Source organism: Pseudomonas folii, from assembly GCF_014357575.1.
In the GTDB taxonomy this organism is placed as follows: domain Bacteria; phylum Pseudomonadota; class Gammaproteobacteria; order Pseudomonadales; family Pseudomonadaceae; genus Aquipseudomonas; species Aquipseudomonas folii.
This window is the reverse complement of the sequence record NZ_JACONW010000024.1, coordinates 1-17566: the sequence shown is the minus strand read 5'-3', so window position 1 is coordinate 17566 and position 17566 is coordinate 1. Positions and strand designations below refer to the sequence as shown.

At 56.4% G+C, this 17566-nt stretch carries 14 protein-coding genes and 2 pseudogenes; 7 read left to right on the top strand and 9 right to left on the bottom strand.

Annotated elements, in window-relative coordinates; genetic code table 11:
* The first annotated feature begins 114 nt into the window (after positions 1-114).
* Both H8S59_RS07655 and H8S59_RS07650 read left to right on the top strand, forming a co-directional pair.
* Complete coding sequence (locus tag H8S59_RS07655) at positions 115-1236, top strand: XRE family transcriptional regulator (protein WP_187521039.1); 1122 nt, start codon at positions 115-117, stop codon at positions 1234-1236.
* A gap of 68 nt (positions 1237-1304) precedes the next feature.
* A complete protein-coding gene (locus H8S59_RS07650; RefSeq protein WP_246475127.1) occupies positions 1305-1835 on the top strand; it encodes a hypothetical protein in 531 nt (176 codons plus the stop codon).
* Positions 1836-2077: 242 nt separating this feature from the next.
* On the opposite strand, the pseudogene H8S59_RS07645 reads toward H8S59_RS07650, so the two are convergent.
* The 3 genes and pseudogenes from H8S59_RS07645 to H8S59_RS07635 all read right to left on the bottom strand — a co-directional run bounded on the left by H8S59_RS07645 (position 2078) and on the right by H8S59_RS07635 (position 3540).
* Positions 2078-2355 (bottom strand): annotated as a pseudogene (locus H8S59_RS07645) (helix-turn-helix domain-containing protein).
* Positions 2356-2674: 319 nt separating this feature from the next.
* Positions 2675-2959, bottom strand: coding sequence for a hypothetical protein (locus H8S59_RS07640; protein ID WP_246475125.1), 285 nt, complete (start codon positions 2957-2959; stop codon positions 2675-2677).
* Between the two features lie 125 nt (positions 2960-3084).
* Positions 3085-3540, bottom strand: a complete 456-nt coding sequence (locus H8S59_RS07635; protein WP_187521017.1) for a winged helix-turn-helix transcriptional regulator — start codon at positions 3538-3540, stop codon at positions 3085-3087.
* A gap of 186 nt (positions 3541-3726) precedes the next feature.
* Between H8S59_RS07635 and H8S59_RS07630 the strand changes: the two genes are divergently transcribed.
* The gene (locus tag H8S59_RS07630; protein WP_343073045.1) at positions 3727-4953 is read left to right on the top strand and encodes an MFS transporter; all 1227 of its coding nucleotides are present in this window, start codon (positions 3727-3729) and stop codon (positions 4951-4953) included.
* Positions 4954-5040: 87 nt separating this feature from the next.
* Here H8S59_RS07630 and H8S59_RS07625 read toward each other — a convergent pair whose 3' ends face one another.
* The 4 genes from H8S59_RS07625 to H8S59_RS07610 form a co-directional block, all read right to left on the bottom strand.
* Positions 5041-5934 carry a helix-turn-helix domain-containing protein gene (locus H8S59_RS07625; protein WP_187521016.1) on the bottom strand — a complete coding sequence of 298 codons (894 nt, stop codon included), beginning with the start codon at positions 5932-5934 and terminating at the stop codon, positions 5041-5043.
* A 338-nt stretch (positions 5935-6272) separates the two neighbouring features.
* Positions 6273-7349: a Fic family protein gene (locus H8S59_RS07620; protein WP_187521015.1), complete on the bottom strand. Its 1077-nt coding sequence runs from the start codon at positions 7347-7349 to the stop codon at positions 6273-6275.
* 240 nt (positions 7350-7589) lie between these two features.
* Positions 7590-8561, bottom strand: a complete 972-nt coding sequence (locus H8S59_RS07615) for a FecR family protein (RefSeq protein ID WP_246475124.1) — start codon at positions 8559-8561, stop codon at positions 7590-7592.
* 48 nt (positions 8562-8609) lie between these two features.
* A complete protein-coding gene (locus H8S59_RS07610) occupies positions 8610-9128 on the bottom strand; it encodes a sigma-70 family RNA polymerase sigma factor (RefSeq protein WP_095100500.1) in 519 nt (172 codons plus the stop codon).
* Between the two features lie 217 nt (positions 9129-9345).
* On the opposite strand from H8S59_RS07610, the gene H8S59_RS07605 reads away from it, so the two are divergent.
* The 3 genes from H8S59_RS07605 (at position 9346) to H8S59_RS07595 (ending at position 13984) form a co-directional block, all read left to right on the top strand.
* Positions 9346-11802, top strand: a complete 2457-nt coding sequence (locus H8S59_RS07605; protein WP_246475123.1) for a TonB-dependent siderophore receptor — start codon at positions 9346-9348, stop codon at positions 11800-11802.
* A 228-nt stretch (positions 11803-12030) separates the two neighbouring features.
* Positions 12031-13572, top strand: a complete 1542-nt coding sequence (locus tag H8S59_RS07600) for a PepSY-associated TM helix domain-containing protein (RefSeq protein ID WP_187521014.1) — start codon at positions 12031-12033, stop codon at positions 13570-13572.
* Positions 13573-13654: 82 nt separating this feature from the next.
* A complete protein-coding gene (locus H8S59_RS07595; RefSeq protein ID WP_246475119.1) occupies positions 13655-13984 on the top strand; it encodes a DUF3649 domain-containing protein in 330 nt (109 codons plus the stop codon).
* Positions 13985-13987: 3 nt separating this feature from the next.
* On the opposite strand, the gene H8S59_RS27245 is transcribed toward H8S59_RS07595, so the two are convergent.
* Positions 13988-14701 carry a methyl-accepting chemotaxis protein gene (locus tag H8S59_RS27245; protein ID WP_406645324.1) on the bottom strand — a complete coding sequence of 238 codons (714 nt, stop codon included), beginning with the start codon at positions 14699-14701 and terminating at the stop codon, positions 13988-13990.
* A gap of 144 nt (positions 14702-14845) precedes the next feature.
* Positions 14846-15877, bottom strand: a pseudogene (locus H8S59_RS27240) (methyl-accepting chemotaxis protein); the annotation flags it as partial.
* Positions 15878-16204: 327 nt separating this feature from the next.
* On the opposite strand from H8S59_RS27240, the gene H8S59_RS07585 reads away from it, so the two are divergent.
* The gene (locus H8S59_RS07585; RefSeq protein ID WP_187521012.1) at positions 16205-17527 is read left to right on the top strand and encodes a UDP-glucose dehydrogenase family protein; all 1323 of its coding nucleotides are present in this window, start codon (positions 16205-16207) and stop codon (positions 17525-17527) included.
* The last annotated feature ends 39 nt before the right edge of the window (positions 17528-17566 follow it).

The window sequence follows — 17566 nt, the reverse complement described above, 5'->3', positions numbered from 1 at the left end:
CGAAGAGACCAAAAGACGCAGGGACCGACCTGATGGTCTCGATAAGTGACATTTAAAAACACAGAAACTTGATCAAACTTGATTTCGCACCTACCAACCACTATCTTGCACACCATGCAAAACACACTACATATCGAATCGCTCAAAGCGGCCCTTACCCAGCGTGGCTGGACTCAGAAAGACCTCGCTGAAAAGCTGGGGGTTTCGGCTCAGTCCGTCACTAATTGGCTCAAAGGCAAGGACTTCCCCCGGCCCGACAAACTACTCAAGCTGGCAACGACGCTGCAGCTTTCTTTTTCACAATTGGTAGAAGCGCCTGAGGAGCAGCCCGTAGTTGCGTTCCGCAAGCGGGCGGGCACCAGAACCACCGATGAGCACATCCAGAAAGCTATCGGCATTGGTGGGCTGCTCAAGCCGCTGGTCGACTTCTTGCCAATGCTGCCAACATTACGGACGAAGATTTCCTCGCCGTCTACGGATTATGCGCGACTGCAAAGTGATGCGTCTCAAGTGCGCAACAAGCTGGGCTTGGGCGAGCGCAGTGTGCTGGGTTATGAAGCGTTGATCGCAGAGTTCAAATCCTGTGGCGCGGTTCTAGTACCGGTGCTTTGGGGGCAGAAGCAGCAGCATAAAAATGCATTGCACATATTGCTGCCATCCCATGATGTTACCTTTGTCTTCGTAAACCTGGACGCCAAACTGGAAGACTTCAAATTCTGGATGGCCCATGAGTTGGCGCACGTCTACACGCCTGAGCTGGCGGGGCTGGAAGAAGGTGAAGACTTCGCGGATGCCTTCGCGGGTGCGCTGCTGTTTCCTGAGGCATGTGCGAAGTTGGCTTATGAAGAGGCGACTGGGGCGGGTGACGTCAACGGCGAGATAAATGCTCTTCAGCAACATGCAAAGCATCATCAGATCTCACTGAATACGGTATTTCAGCAAGCACAGGGCTATGCGCGAACAGTCAATCTTCGCCCGCTGCGTGTGATCGATAAGACAATCCATGCGGTACGCAACAGTTCACCACCGCAGTCGGTCAGCTCGATCCTTTTTGATCCAGCGCCACCCAAGTCGGCTCAATACATGGCAGCTGCGGAGAATATGTTCCAGTCAGAATTCTTTCACGCTTTGAAGCGCATCATCCGGGAGCACGGGACAGGCCCCTCTTATGTTCAGCAAGTCATGGATATTTCGCTGAGTGATGCTACTGCGCTTCACGGAGAGCTAGCGCGTTGAAGGCCGCCTCAACGCTCGTATTGCTGGATACCAACGCGTATCTCAGGCTAGCGAAGCGTGTACGACCAATGCTCGGCATTGAGTTTGGACAGAAGAAATACGTTCTAACTATCTTAAAAGACGTCGAAGATGAGGTGCATCGAAGCGGTGCACTGATGTTCAAGTTCCCATGGTTCGACGCTGACGATTTGGCTAGCGAGCGCTATGCCAAGCGGGTTCGGTTAAGTGCTGATGAAAAAGCCCAACTGGGCGCTGCTCAAAGCGTGTTACATGGTTGGGTTTTAGGGAACACAAAAGTCTACGTTACCGGCGGCCGATCCCCGCCCTCCCCGATAGATTGTCGCGTCCTCGCCTTCGGACAAATCCGGGAAGCCATAGTAGTGACTGATGATCTGGGCATGCATAGGCTTGCCGAAGATTTTGCTATTCCGATTTGGCACGGCCACGAATTGCTAAAGAAGATGCTCACGGCAAAGTTGATTACCAATGAGCAAGTCAAAGAAATCTTCGAGGCACTCGAACTCAACGGCGACCTGACTGCTACGTGGCGTTTGGCCAAGCACACTGCATTCGTAAAGCTGTTTGGGAAAAATGAGTGACACCGTTGACAGCAGCTAGCACCTGAAAGGCGGAACTTTAAATATAACTCAACCCATCGCGGAGGACGCGGATTCGCATCAGCCGTATCCTCAAGCCACCATACATACGGTTCGGCACCCGGCGGTTAGGGCAATACGATTAAGCCGGTTTATCGTATCCAGTATCGAGACCGGTCCAAGTCGAGCCCAGAGGCTCTTAGGTAACGCTTGATTCATATTACTCCTGTCTGGTGATGCACTAGTTAGCCAGCCTGCAATTCCCGCAGCGCCTCAGAATGCTGGCTCGCACACGCAGCAGTGTTTGCGCCGCACCAGTAGGTTGGCGACGCCCCTGTTGCCAGTCTTGCAGGGTGCGCAAGATAACGCCGAGGAGCTGGGCAAACGCGTTCTGAGAAACACCGACCTTGGCCCGAGCCGCAGCGGACAGCTTCACTTTAGTCACGCGAGCAGCCTTACCGGCTTTCATTTGACGTATCGAAGTCAGCATGTCCTTCTGGAATTGCTCCATCTCATTGTCCATCACTGATCTTCTCATTCAACTGATTCAGTTGGGCGGCTACGCCTCGGTTTAGACGACCAGCATACTCCCGAAAACCACTTTCCAGCCCCCAATAAAAAACCCGCCGAAGCGGGTTTTTTGTCCAATACCATTCCAACTCCCTGTCGGCAGTATCCTTTCATGGTCGATCATCCTTGATCCTGACGGGCTCCCTGCTCGTCAGTGGTTGGATCCAAGATTATGCCTGTCGGGCAGGTCTGCAAATGGCAGTTTTTCTCTATCGCGTGTAAGCGTTTGGCTATGTGTGGATTGAGACTTTTCGATAGGTTGTGAGAAAGAATCAGTCAGCGAATACAAAATCTTCCGAATCATCCAGACCAAGCCTTCTCCGCCTGGCAACCAACGCCCGCCGAAACGACAAATCCGCATATTCCATGAACATCCGGGCCAAGTGATTCAGGGCGGCCTCCTCTGCTTCGCTGCCGACGACAAAATCAAAACCCAGGGCGCCTTTGTTTTCATCCGGGAGGTCTTCCCAGCTTGTCATCAGATGGTTGTACATAGCGCTGACGACTTGGAGCTTGGTGAGTTTTTCAGAAGGTGAAGCGGATTCATCGCGTTTCATAAATGGCTCAAGTCCTTGCGTAATTACGAGCCAATTTTTCGATCATTCTGCCTTGGTGACCACACGCTATAGCGTGCTTTTGTCCGGTTTAGGGTGAACTGAGTTGATGAGCAGTTTTCCCGCTATCACGCCCCCTTAACCACCCGCCCCCGATAACAATCCTCCGGCCCAAGACGTCGCCCTTCCTCAGACCGAACCTCGAGTATCGCCACCGGTTGCTCAATAGCCTTGTCCAGCAGCACCGAATGCACTTCGCCAGTCTGAAACAGGTGCTGCTCTCCCCATTGGCGCATCGAGACGACGATGGGAAAGACCGCCCGCCCGCGTTCAGTGAGAACGTATTCCTTGTAGGCGCTGCCATCTGAGGCGGGGTGGATTTCGAGGATTTGCAGTTCGACGAGGGTTTTCAGGCGGGCGGCCAGGATGTTTTTGGCCATGCCGAGGTTTTTCTGAAACTCGCCGAACCGTCGAACGTTGTCGAAAGCGTCGCGGATAATGAGCAGCGACCAGCGATCGCCGATGGCTTCCAGGGTTCTTGCCACTGGGCATTCGTCGCCGTAGCCAGATGAATGATTCGTCATTTTGGGTACCCGGTCAGGCATCAGAGGAGGTCTCGCCAGCACCAACGCAGCGAAAAACTGGTTGCAGATTAAAACCGGACTTGGTAGAAATCAATCAAGTGGTTTTCAATTGAAACCAGAATCAATACCAAGGACGAACCAGTGGGCTTACACATTAACGCAGCAAACGAGGTTGAATCTTCTGAAATCTCCTCCAGCGAAGCCCACCCGGAGACCACTCCCCACTTATCCCCAGCATTGACGTTACTGTTATCGATCACCTGCGCACTGGCAGTTGCCAACGTCTATTTCGCCCAGCCGTTGCTCGACGCGATGGCTCAGAGCCTCGGTGTCGACCCAGGCATGATCGGTATCGTGGTCACCGCCACTCAGGTTGGCTACGGCGTGGGTTTGATTTTCATCGTGCCGCTGGGCGATCTGCTCAATCGCAAGACTTTGATCCTGACTCAAGTGCTGCTTTCGGCTGTTGCGTTGACGGTGGTCGGGGCTGCCCAGCAATGGTCGGCTTTACTAGGGGCGATGATTTTGGTTGGTGTGATGGCGGTGGTTGTTCAAGTGGTGGTGGCTTATGTCGCCGCGATGACAACGCCCTCCCGACGCGGACAGGCGGTTGGCACGGTAACGAGCGGCATTGTGTTGGGCATCCTGCTTGCGCGCTTTACCTCAGGGCTTATCGCTGATCTGGCCGGGTGGCGGGCGGTGTATTTTGTTTCGGCGGGGTTGATGCTGGTCCTGGCCGTTGTGCTGTGGAGGGCGATTCCTGGCAAAAGCTTGCCGCGTGTTGAAAGCTCGTATCTGAAGCTTCTGCTGTCGACGCTCACACTTTTCGTCACCGAGCCTCTGCTACGCGTCAGGGGTGTTTTTGCGCTGCTGATCTTTGCTGCTTTCAGTGTGTTATGGACGGCGATGGTGTTGCCTCTGAGTGCCCCGCCTTTGAGTCTTTCCCATACGCAGATTGGCTTATTCGGTCTCGCGGGGATAGCGGGCGCATTGGCGGCATCAAGGGCCGGGCGCTGGGCTGACCGAGGCTTGGGGCAGCGAACTACGGGGATTGCTTTGGCGTTGCTGGCGCTGTCCTGGGTGCCTATTGCGTTCGCGGAAACATCGTTGCTCGCGCTGATCATCGGAGTGATCGTTCTGGATTTCGCGGTGCAGGCCGTGCATGTCACGAATCAAAGTCTGATTTTTGCGGCAAGGCCCGATGCGCAAAGTCGGCTGGTCGGCGCTTACATGTGTTTTTATTCGCTTGGTAGTGCGCTGGGGGCAGTCGCGGCCACCCAGGTTTATGCATGTTGGGGCTGGGTGGCGGTGTGTTTCTTAGGGGCCTCGATTAGTCTTGTGGCTTTGGGGTTCTGGATGTGGACGCTCATCGCGGGCAAGCCTCGCTCCAACAGAGACCAAGCGGCCCAGTAGGACCGGCTTTAGCCGGGAGGGCTTCGGGACACGTGATAAATATCTTTCGCCTGAAATGCCGTCTTCCCGGCTAAAGCCGGTCCCACGTCAGACGCCCTCCATCTCCGCCGAAGCCTCAATCTCTGCCGCCTGATACTGAAGCAGCGGGATATCCACCAACGCTACTTGCGACGGCGAGAAGTGGTTTTCTTCTTCCGAGTCTCGTGTGCTCAAGCTGATACCCAACGGCATGCCCGCGTAGGCGTCCAGCACGAGGTTGTAGATGTCGGCGTTGGCGGCGCGGATGCTGGCGGTTGAGCCGCTTGCGAGATGGACGTGGGTATTGCTGATCAAGTGCATGACTTTCGCGCTGGTCAGGTCATGTTGGGCAATCATCGTATGGATCACCTGTTGGGCTACGGGTGAGTTGTTGGTGTCGAATGCCAGTTCGTCGGTGAAGTATTCGCCAAGCGCACGATAGAGCTCCGGCGTCAGGCCTTCTTCGCTGTCCCAGCCGAGCTGCCAGGCGTCGTCTTCGGGGCGGTCTGCGGCGTCGTCGAGCAGGCGGATGCGTCGGATCAACGCGGGATTGATCAGCAATTTTCGGTTGTTCAGGGTGCTGACCACCAGCCACTGGGGCTCTGCGTGCTCGATGCTCAGCGAGTCCGCCACCTGGGAATATTCCGTGAAGGTGATGGGATACCAACTGCAGCTGGTTTCACCGGGAAGCAGCAACCCCATACGCCCCCAGAAGCCGTCAAAGATGGCATCGTCGCCCGGCACCCAATGTTGAGAGGTGATTCTTCGCCCGCTGGTGGCGAAGTCCATCAGGTCATCCACGTTGGTGCCCAATAGCGTGGCGATGTCTCTCAAGGCCGGAACACCGGGCTCTGCCTCGCCGCTTTCCCACTGCCCGACAACCTGTTCAGACACGCCAAGTGCCTTGGCAAAATCGGCCATCGGCACGCCTAAGGTGGTGCGTAATTCTTGTATGCGCTGCATGGCTTACTCCAACCGTTAGTTCCAGAAGCAGATGCCGAGCCAGCAGGTGACCGGTACGTCAGCATCTATCGGAGGGAGAAATTAGCTGGAGTGAGCAGGCGCGTTCGGGGAGAGGGTTTATGGGAGGCGTAGTGGATTACGTAAAAGACTGACGGAAAATTCTTACAAGGCACCGGAGCTCATACCATCGAGGAAGCCCCTATTTTTAAGACATTGCATCAGGATTAATAAGAAACGACCAAGCCAAGGTATCGATCAAATCGACACTTCATAAAAACATGTTTAAAAAAATGAGAAAAATCGACACGTTTACGTGACATGTCGATTACATCGACATTTCAACGCGTCAGCTCATTCAGTAGGGCGTCATTAATGTAGTACTTTTCCCTGCCCGCTTTGTGCTCCCGCAGCACTCCCATTCTGGCAAGGGTCTGCAGGTAGACTGAGGCGGTCTGCCGTTTGGCTAAACCAAGATCTATTACGAACTGAATTTTTGTATAAGGCTGACGAAAAATCAGCTCAACCAAATCCTTGGTATAAATTCCCGGCGCATCGCGCTGGACTTGCTCACGCACTACTTCCATCAAGGCCAGGACACGCGTGACCTGATCAAATGTCTGTTGCGCTGTGCTCTCAACTGCCCGAAGCATGAACAGAATCCAGTTCTCCCAATCCTGCTCTTCCGTGACCAGCCGCAGACCTCGGTAGTAGTCCTGTCGATTGGCAATAATGTAGCGAGACAGAAACAAGACCGGGATGTCGAGCAAGCCTTGGTCCACGAGGTAAAGCAGGTTGAGGATGCGGCCGGTACGACCATTACCGTCAGAAAACGGGTGAATCGCTTCGAATTGGTAGTGCAGCACCGCCATTTTTACTAGCGGATCCAACTCGTCCTCGGCATGCAGGAATTGCTCAAGGTTGCCAAGCAGATTGCGAATATTGGCTGGTGACTCCGGCGGCGTGTAGATGACATCACCAAAGTCATTTTTCAACGCAGTGCCGGGAACGGCACGGATATCAAGGTCCACCTGTTTGATCAGGCGCACAATCTCGATGAAAAGATTGGTATTCAGAGGACGATCTTTCAATGATTGAAAACCCAGATAAAGCGCTTGGCGATAACGCAGCACTTCTTTGGTGTGAGGGTCGGCTTTGCCATCCGCATCCGCATCCGCACGATACAACTCATCGTTCGTCGTCACGATGTTCTCGATTTCCGAAGACAACCGCGCTTCCTGCAATACGATACTATTGATCAACAACCCTTGGTTTGGAATGCGCGCAGCCAGACCGCGCAGGTTCGCCAGTGCTCGATTAGCAGCAATTGCTTGTTTCAATACTGCCCGAGTCTCCAACTCAACACGTGGAGGCAACAATGGCAAATCGTTGTATGGGAGCAATCGATCAAATGCCATGCCTTCACCTCCCTGGCTTCAGACGAGCAGAGTTTGCCGAAGATTTGCTTCCACTGACAGATACAGCAGCAAAGTTGGCCCCCGAAAAGATAGTGATAAAGGTCATTTGCTGCTCCCATACCCTCCTACGATGCAGGGCTTCAGATTAGTCAGTCCGCAGAGAAAACACTGGAGACATAGTCGAGGGCACAGTTTGAGGCTATTCACCGCTACACAGTAAGGTAATAAATACTACCGCCATCAAATCCCCACCTTCCCCTCTTTCACCGCCTCGCCATTCATCACCACCGTCAACCACGGCAGTTGATAGATCCGCACGGGTTGGGTGCGCGACAGCACGTTGAGCATGCCGGGTACGTCGTCGAGGTTGAATACGCCGCTGACGGCGGTGTCGGGCAGGTTGCCGGCGACGACCAGTGAACCGGGCATGTAGCGTTCGATGTCGGCGAAGACTTCAGTGAGTGGGCGGCTGTTGAAGATGAGTTTGCCGCGCTGCCAGGCAGCCGCGGTATTGATGTCCAGCGGGCTGGAGGTGGACGGTGGGGAACCGTTTTCGAACTCGAGCTGCTGAGCTACTTTCAGAGGAACATCATGGCCGCCTGAAGAGACTTTGACTTCGCCTTCAGTGACGCCAACGCGGACTCGCTGGCTCTGGCGGTCGACGTCGAAGCGGGTGCCGACAGCTTGCACGCTGCCGCCAGACGCCTGGACGACGAAGGGCCGACTGGCGTCTTTGCTGACTTGAAACAGCGCCTCGCCTTTGAGCAAGCTGATGTCGCGACGGTTGGCCGAATAATGCACAGACAACGCTGTGGCGCTGTTCATCCAGACCTGGCTGCCATCTTCGAGGGTGAGCATTTTGCGCTCGCCGATCGCTGTCGTGTGGTCGGCGAAGTACACCTGAACGGGCTCTGTAAAACTGGTCAGCGCCAACGCGCCCAACCCGGCAGCCAGTGCAACCCAGCGCAAGGGTCGGCGCTGTGGCGTGGCGGGAGGCACGAAGGTTTCGGCGGTCCGGGTTTTCGGGATGGCTTGCCACATCTGTTCGGCGAGCCTGGCTGCGGCTTCGTGCGCAGGGCTTTGCTGACGCCAGCGGGCGAACGCGGCGTGCTCCGATTCGCTGGCGCTGCCTGAAGTCAGACGCACCCATTGTTCAATGGCCTGATCTTCCAGCTCAACGTTGGGCATTGCGTGGTTCATAGGCTCGGTCATGGTGATGGGCTCGAAGAAGCCGCCAGTTGAGAGTGCATCGCGCTCATTCTAAATGCACTCCGACTGGCGTAGCCAATCCCGACAATGGCGCATGGCCTGGACAATGTATTTGCCCACCGAGCTTTCCGATACCCCCAGACGCGTAGCGATCTGCGCGTGGGTCATGCCTTCGAGGCGATTGAGCAGCAACGCCAGCCGCGCATTGCTCGGCAAGAGATGCAGCGCCTTGTCGAGCTGCTCGACGGCTTCGGTCGCCAGAAACAAGCGTTCCGGCGATGCCATCGGGTCGCAGTAATCTTCATCCAGCTCATCGGCCTGCAATGCGGAGCGTCTTTGCTCCTGACGCAAACGGTCAATGGCCAGGTTGCCAGCGACCCGAAATACAAAGGCCCGCGGCTCCAGAATCTGCGCTGTGTCGGACAGCCCTGCCAGCCGCAAGTAAGTGTCCTGGGCCACATCGGCGGCCTTTTCCACATTCCCCAGACGACGTGCGAGAAAGGCCAACAGGTCGCCGTAATGCTCCTGAAAGACTGTCAGCAAGTGATTTGAGTTGGGTGAAACAGACATTCGGACTGCCCCGGCTGGTAAGGCATGCATCCTATCTCAACTGAGAACAGTTATCATCAATATCTCCCCGCCAAGCCGGTTTTGATCTATCGGCGTCACGCGAATAAAAATTATTTCAATTATCGACGGCAAGGTTGGTGGAGATGATTCGTCGTTGGGGTGGGCGCGAATAATTCTCATGTCGTGTCACCACCTATATTCAAAACGGACGATTGAAATGCAGGCACCTTCCAAGTTCTTTGCTCCGGTCAGCGGTCGCACGTTGACCCTGACGCTGATGTTGACCATGGCCGGCAGCCTGCCGATAGCGCCGCTCACTGCGCTGGCCGCTGACACATCGACCAGTATTGATCTGAAGTTGCCGGAACAATCCCTGGATCAAGCGTTGACCCAGCTTGCGGATCAGGCCAACGTCCGTCTTATTTTCAACTCCAGCGATGTAGGCACGCTGCGCACCAAGGCGTTGCAAGGCAAGTACACACTGGGCCAGGCCATGGACACGCTGCTCAAGGGCAGCGGTTTCACCTGGCGCTTGCTGGACGAACGCACCGTGGTGCTGGAGAAGCTGCCGGTTTCGGGTGATTCCGCCATGGTGCTGGGTGCCACCAATGTGAACGCTGCGGGCCAACTCGGGACGACCACCGATGGGACAGGTTCCTACACCACCGGTGGCAGCAGCACCGCCTCGAAGCTGAACCTGAGTCTGCGGGAAACGCCCCAGACCGTCAGCGTCGTGACTCGGCAGTTGATGGATGACAAGAAACTCACCAGCCTCGACAAGGTGCTGGAGCAGACGCCCGGCATTACTTTTCAATACCGCAACTTCGGCGGCCACGTTTACACCTCGCGGGGCTTCTCGCTGCTGGCTGAAAGTTTTCTGATTGATGGCGTGCCGGGTCAGGGCTACCAGATCACCGGCTGGATGAAACCTGATACCGCCATTTACGACCGCGTCGAAGTGTTGCGCGGCGCTTCCGGCCTGCTGGTAGGTGCAGGCGAACCTGGCGGTGCGGTCAACCTGGTGCGCAAGCGTCCAACGGCGGAAAACAAGCTGACGGTACAGGCCAGCGCAGGCTCCTGGGACCGCTACCGCATGGACCTCGACGCCAGCGGCAAGCTTAATGATTCCGGCACCGTGCGCGGGCGCATGGTCACCGCCTATGAAGACAGCGGCTCGTACATTGACGAGCGCGACACCCGCACGCCGTTGATGTACGGGATTGTCGAAGCCGATGTGAATGACGACACCACGCTGACCCTGAGCCTGCGTCACCAGGAAAACGTCATCAACGGCTATTCGATTTACGGCCTGCCGCGCTACAGCAATGGCAACTCGCTGGACATCTCCCGCTCGACCTCGCTGGTGCAGGACTGGAACCGCCACGAGAGCGACATGAGCGAAGTGTTTGCCGAGGTTGAACACCGTTTCAATGATCGTTGGAGCAGCACGACTTCGATGACGTATTCGGAGGGTGGGTTTGATCAGCAGATTGCTTATGCTCAGGGCGCTATCAGTCCGGTAACAAACGCGGGTTCGACTTTTCGCAGGGTGTTGTTCCGCCGGGATGAAGTGGCAAGTACAGGGCTGGACAGCCACGTGAATGGCAACTTCGATGCGTTCGGGCTGACTCATGAAGTGACCGTGGGTGCGACTTGGTCCAGGCAGGAAGCCAATACCAAGCAATCGACTGTCACCTTTAGGCCAACAATCCCCACCGATGTCTTCGATGTTGATCATCATGCATTCAACAAGCCCGCACGGCCTGCATGGATGACTGACATCGACATGACCGAAGAGCGTTCAGGTGTTTATGCCAATACGCGATTGCGCCTTACCCAAGAGCTGAGTCTGGTCCTGGGCGGGCGAGCCAGCTGGTATGACTACACCTACGACGTCGACAAAGGTGGTGCCCTCCCCTACAACTCCAAGGTCACTCGCGAAGTAACCCCCTACACGGGCTTGATCTACGACATCAACGACAATTGGTCCTGGTATGCGAGCTATGCGGAGATCTTCAACGCTCAGGGCAACTATGTCGATGCCAGCGGCGCACCACTGTCACCATCGACAGGTGATAACTATGAGACAGGCATCAAGGGTGAGCTGTTTGATAAACGCCTGAACCTGTCGATGGCCCTGTTTTATATCAAACAGGAAAACGTCGCGATCGCCGACCCTTCAAACATCGGCTGCACCGAAACAGATGTCGACGGCGTCTGCTACATCAACGGAGCCATCAAACGCAGCAAAGGTATCGACATCGAAGCCAGCGGCGAGGTACTGCCGGGCTGGCAAGTATTCGGCGGTTACACCTATAACCTGCTGCGCAATACCGCAGAGGTTGAAGTCGCTTACGAAACCCCAAAACACATGCTCCGCCTGCAAACCAGCTACAACCTGCCTGGCGCGTGGAACCGTCTGACCATCGGTGGCGGCGTTTCAGCCCAATCCTATTACAAAGCGGCCTCTGCCGAGGGGCTGGATTTCGGCAGCCAGGGCTACGCCATCTGGGATGCCCGCGCCAGCTGGCAGCTGGACGAGCACTGGAAGATTTCGTTGAACGCCGAAAACCTGTTTGACCGTCGCTACTACACCACCGCCGTGGCCACCGACCGCTCGAACCTGTTCGGCGACCCACGCAGCTACATGTTCACGTTGCGGGGCGATTTCTGATCAGGAACAGCGCGCTATCGTCTGGAACATAGCACCTGTAGGAGCGCACGAGCACCGCGAGGCCGCGATTGCGGTGTATAAGACAAACCGCTATCGCTGGCCTCGTAACCTCGGTGAGCTCCTACGGGATTGGGTTCAATCTGGAAGATTGCATTTTTTTGATGGAAGCCTTGGCCGCATTGATAAACCCCGGCGAACCCAACCGTGAAAGGTAAATTCCGCCAGTCCATGTCGTGGCTCCACACGTGGTGCGGGCTGGTGTGTGGATGGTTGCTGTGTGCGATTTTCCTGACCGGTACGTTGAGCGTTTTTCGGGAACCCATCACGCGCTGGATGGAAGCGCAGCCACTGGTTGCAGTCGACCCAAACGCGCCCACCAGTGACGTTTCGAGTGCAGCCCGCTACGCCGAGGGTTACTTGCTGGAGCACGCGTCCGGAGCCCGATTCTGGCGGGTTGAGCTCCCCCACTATCCGGGCCAGGCCCTACAGCTGGCCTGGCGTTCTGGATCAACCCTCCAACAGGTTTCGCTGTCGGCTGAAACCGGCGAAATACTCCCGAAGGGCATCGCGCGAAAAACCGAAGGCGGACGGCATTTCATGTCGTTTCACTACATGCTGCACTTGCCGGTGCTGGGTTTCTGGCTGGTGGGCTGGCTGACCGTGGGCATGCTGGTTGCGCTGGTGTCCGGGGTGGTCATCCACCGGCGAATCTTTCAGGACTTCTTCACCTTTCGGCCCAACAAGGGTTTGCGCTCCTGGCTGGACGCACACAACGCCACGGCGGTCATGACCCTGCCCTTTCTGATCATGATCGCCTACACCGGGCTGGCGATTTTCTATACCAGTTACATGCCATGGCCTCTGCAAGCGGCTTATGGTTCCAGCCCGGATGCCTACAGTCAGTTCCAGACGGCGCTGTCGGGCGAAGTCACCGCCATCGGCAAGACCGACAACGCCGCAACTGATTGGGCCTCTTTGCTGAGACAAGCACAAACCTTGACCGGTCAGGCCCCTCGCATGCTGCTGGTGCAGAACCCCGGCTCGCAGAAAACAACCGTCAGGGTGATGGGCCGCTACGATGAAGCTCACCCTTCGCAGACACTGTTCACGCCGCAAGCCAGCGTGCTGTTTGATGGCATAACGGGCGCGACCTTGCAGGTCCAGAAGCCGCTGCCGGAAACCCTGTCATTGGGCGATCAGATCTACGGCGTACTGCGCTCACTGCACTTCGCCGAGTTGGGCGGCTGGGGCATGAAGTGGTTGTATTTCGTCAGCGGGTTGCTGGGCATGGGGATGATGGCGACTGGCACGCTGCTGTTCACCATCAAGCGACGCAACAAGAGTCAACGAGAATTCGGCACTGCGACCGCCGGGGTCTACCGCTGCATTGAGGCGTTTAACGTGGCGAGCATTGCGGGCATTAGTGTGGCTTGTATTGGTTATTTCTACGCCAACCGATTCATCCCGGTGGACATGCCGGACCGTGCCAGTTGGGAGATTCGCAGCTTTCTGCTGATCTGGCTGATGACACTGGTTCATGCCTTGTGTCGACCGGTCAGCAAGGCGTGGGCCGAACAACTGACCGGCGCAGCCCTACTGTGTTTTTGTTTGCCTTTGATCAATTTTTGTACAACCGGGCAGCACATCGGCCGCTACCTCAGTACTGGGGATTGGCAGCGCGGGAGTGTTGAAGGCGTAGCACTGGTTTTTGGAGTCACGCTGGTGATGGTGCTGTTTCACCGTGGCAGCACCGCAACGAAAAACCTGTAGGAGCTGCCGAAGGCTGCGAATCGCGGTGGGTCAGCATTAATCCTATCGCAGCCTTCGGCAGCTCCTACAGTAATGAAGTCGAATGCCAACGAACCAAGACGTTGATATGAAAAAAACCACCAATACCCACCTCTACCGCTGGATGATCCTCAGCCGGGTGCTGGCCGCCACTATCGGCGGTTATGTTTTGTCTGCGCTGGTGATGTCATTGCTCGCGCTGTGGCTGCCGCGCGTCTCGGGCAGCGACCCGGCAAGCGTCGTACAGATCACAACGCTGTTGAGTTTTGTGCTGTACACCGCTGTCGTCATCTGGGTATTCAGCACCGCCAGCGCCTGGCGGGCATGGTTCGGCCTGGGGCTGGCGGCACTGCTGACGGGCGCGGCAATCGTCGGGCTGACGATCACCGCATAGGCATTAAACCTTGAAGTGCCCAACCATCATCTGTAGCTGACCGCCCAATCGCGCCAACTCAACGCTGGACGCGGCGGTCTCTTCACTGGCTTCAGCGGTCTGTTCACACACATCACGCACATTAACGATGCTGCGGCTGATTTCGTCGGCCACCGAGCTTTGCTGCTCAGCCGCTGCGGCGATTTGCTGGTTCATGGCCTGAATACTGGAAACAGTCTGAGTGATGCTTTCCAGCGAGGTGCCCGCCTTGCGCGTCAGGGCAACGCTGTTGTCGGTCAAGGCGCGGCTACCGAGCATGATTTGCGAGACCTGACGAGTGCCGTTCTGCAGCCCGGCGATCAGGCTTTCGATCTCTTCGGTGGACTGCTGAGTGCGTTGCGCCAAACCCCGTACTTCATCGGCAACCACCGCGAAACCTCGCCCTGCTTCACCGGCACGTGCCGCTTCGATGGCAGCGTTGAGCGCCAGCAGGTTGGTCTGCTCAGCCACGGCCTTGATCACGTCCATGACTTTGCCGATCTTGTCGCTTTCCTGTTCCAGCAAGGTCATGGCATCGCTTGAACGCAGCACTTCACTGGCCAGTTTTTCGATCTGCGTGATGGCCTCGCCCACCACTTTGTCGCCGTCCCGGGCTTGAGTGTCGGCGTTCGCAGCGGCTACCGAAGCCTGCTCGGCGTTGCGCGCAACTTCGTGCACGGTGGCCGACATTTCCTGCATCGCGGTGGCGACCTGATCAGTCTCGATCTTCTGATTATTGACCCCGGCACTGGTCTGTTCGGTGACGGCGGACAGCTCTTCAGCCGCGCTGGCAATCTGCGTCACGCCATCACGAATCCCGCTGATCAGATCTCGCAGCGTGACACCCATGCGCTGAATACCTTGCTGCAGCACGCCCAACTCATCGCGACGGGTAATGGTGATGGTGTGAGTCAGATCGCCCGAGGCGATACGGTTCACTACTTCCAGAGTTTGCTGCAGCGGACGGGTGATCTGACGCGTGATGATGATCGCCGCAAAAATACCCAACAGCAGGGCCAACACCGTGCCGCCGATTTGCAGGCTGCGTGCCGTGTTGGTGTCTTGCGCGGCAAGGCTCAGCTGGATTTTGGAGAGCTCTTCGCCAATGTTAACGATCTCGTACCCTTGGGCGGTCATGTCTTTGCGCGCATTTACAATCGCATCGTTGGCAGTTTTGTAGGCTTGAACCAGGGCCAGGTAATTCCGCAGCGAGGCTTCCAGCTGTGCCACTTCTGTGCCGTGGGTTGCATTGAACACAGCCTTCAGCTTATCCAGGTTTTTGATCGACGTTTCCAACTGGCTGAACGCGGCCTGTTCGGACTTTTCATTGGAGTTGCTGGTGTACCCGCGCACCTCATAACGGACCAGTTGAAAGTCCATTTTGGCGTCGGCCAACAGTTGCAGCTGGTCTGAGCGCTCGGGGTCCGACGGCTCTTGTTTGAGCACCGAGTCATTGATGGAGGCGATCAACTGGGCGCCTTTGGTGGCCTCGACGCCCATGTCGGCGCGGACCTTGGTGCTGGTCTGATAACCACTGCGCATCTGGCCCAGCGACGTCTCGTAATTTTTGATGATGTCGGTGAGCTGCGATAGGGCTTTGGCGTTAAGCGGATTGGTGAAGGTCGACAGCAGCAATTGCTGTTGCTTCTTGAAGTCGTCCAGGGCGACCTGCACTTTTTGTGCGGCAGCATCGTCACCATTGGCGAGCATGTATTGCAGGCGCGTGACGCGTAATACCGTCAGGCGATCAGAAAGCTCAGCGATGTCACCGATTCTATCGGTGCGGTAGATCAGCTTGTCCAGACTGGTCCACCCCAGAAGTGAAAGCAGTGCAGTGAATATAAGCACCGCCCCGAACCCCAAGGCTAACTTCATGGTGACGCTGATATTGGCCAAGCTGCTGTTCATAAAATCTCCGTGATGTCCCAGTGTTTCCCCCAATGCACGCTGTCGTTATTTTTGTTCGAAGCAGCTTGTGCACAAGGCGTATCGGCCCGCCAACCGCATAACTTGACTGCCTGTCAGTTTTTTTGGGTAAACACACTGCTTCAGGACCTCCCCGAAACCATTGATCCAGAGCCATTCGAACCGCCGCAATTCACCGCCAGACAAGCGAGTTCAGCAGGTTGCACTGGCTGTAACACGCGCTCGATACCCTCATGCCCGCCACCACTCAGCGCAAAAAACCGAGGGTAATGACTCATGAAGATCAGCGTTTTTGGATCAGGCTATGTCGGTCTGGTGGCCAGTGCGTGCCTAGCCGATGTCGGGCATGACGTGCTGTGCATGGACATCGACCCGCAACGGATTGAGCTACTCACATCAGGCGAAACGCCCATTCACGAGCCCGGCCTGAACATGCTCATTCGCAGCAACATGCAAGCACAACGGCTGATTTTCTCGACCGATGCGGCACAAGCCGTTGCCTTTGCCGACTTGCTGTTCATTGCGGTGGGCACGCCGTCCGATGAGGACGGCAGCGCCGATCTGCAATACGTCCTCGCGGTCGCGCAAAGCATCGGCCAGCACATGCAGGGCTATAAAATCGTGGTCGACAAGTCCACCGTTCCGGTGGGGACCGGGGAAAAAGTCGCAGAGACTATTCGTGCAGCGCTGGAAAACCGCGATCTGCAGATCCCCTTCGATGTCTGCTCCAACCCCGAGTTTCTCAAGGAGGGCGCGGCGATCGAGGACTTCACCCGTGGCGCCCGGATTATCATCGGCACTGACTCCGAGCGGGTCAGAATGCTCATGCGCGAGTGCTATGCGCCGTACAACCGCAATCACGACAAGCTGATGTTCATGAGCCTGCGCGCCGCCGAACTGACCAAGTACGCCGCCAACGCAATGCTCGCGACCAAGATCAGTTTCATGAATGAAATGGCCAACCTGGCCGAGCGCCTGGACGTAGACATCGAGCAAGTCCGCCACGGCATTGGCAGCGATCCGCGCATTGGTTATGACTTCATCTATCCCGGTTGCGGCTATGGCGGTTCCTGCTTCCCCAAGGACATTCAGGCCTTGAGCCGCACGGCCCAAGAAGTCGGGTACAACCCGCAACTACTCAGGGCTGTGGAAGAGATCAACCAGCGACAGAAAACCGCGCTGTTCAAAAAGCTCGAACGGGCTTTTGAAGGACAATTGGCAGGCAAGACCATCGCCGTCTGGGGACTGGCATTCAAGCCCAACACGGATGACATGCGCGCCGCGCCAAGCAGAGACCTGATGGAATCACTGTGGAGCGCCGGAGCCAGAGTTCAGGCGTACGATCCGGAGGCGATGCAGGAATGTCGAAGGATCTACGGGGAACGCGACGATCTGGTTCTGGCCGGTGATCGTATCCAGGCAGTCAAAGGCGCGGATGCATTGGTGATCTGCACCGAATGGAAAGCCTTTCGCAGCGTCGATTTCACATGGCTCAGGCAACAACTCAAACACGCGATCGTAATTGACGGGCGCAACCTTTATGAGCCCAAAGCTCTGGCGGATGCCGGGTTGAGTTATTCGAGTATTGGTCGGGCTTGAGTTTCGGGGACGGAGTAAACGGTACTGCGATCTCACGTA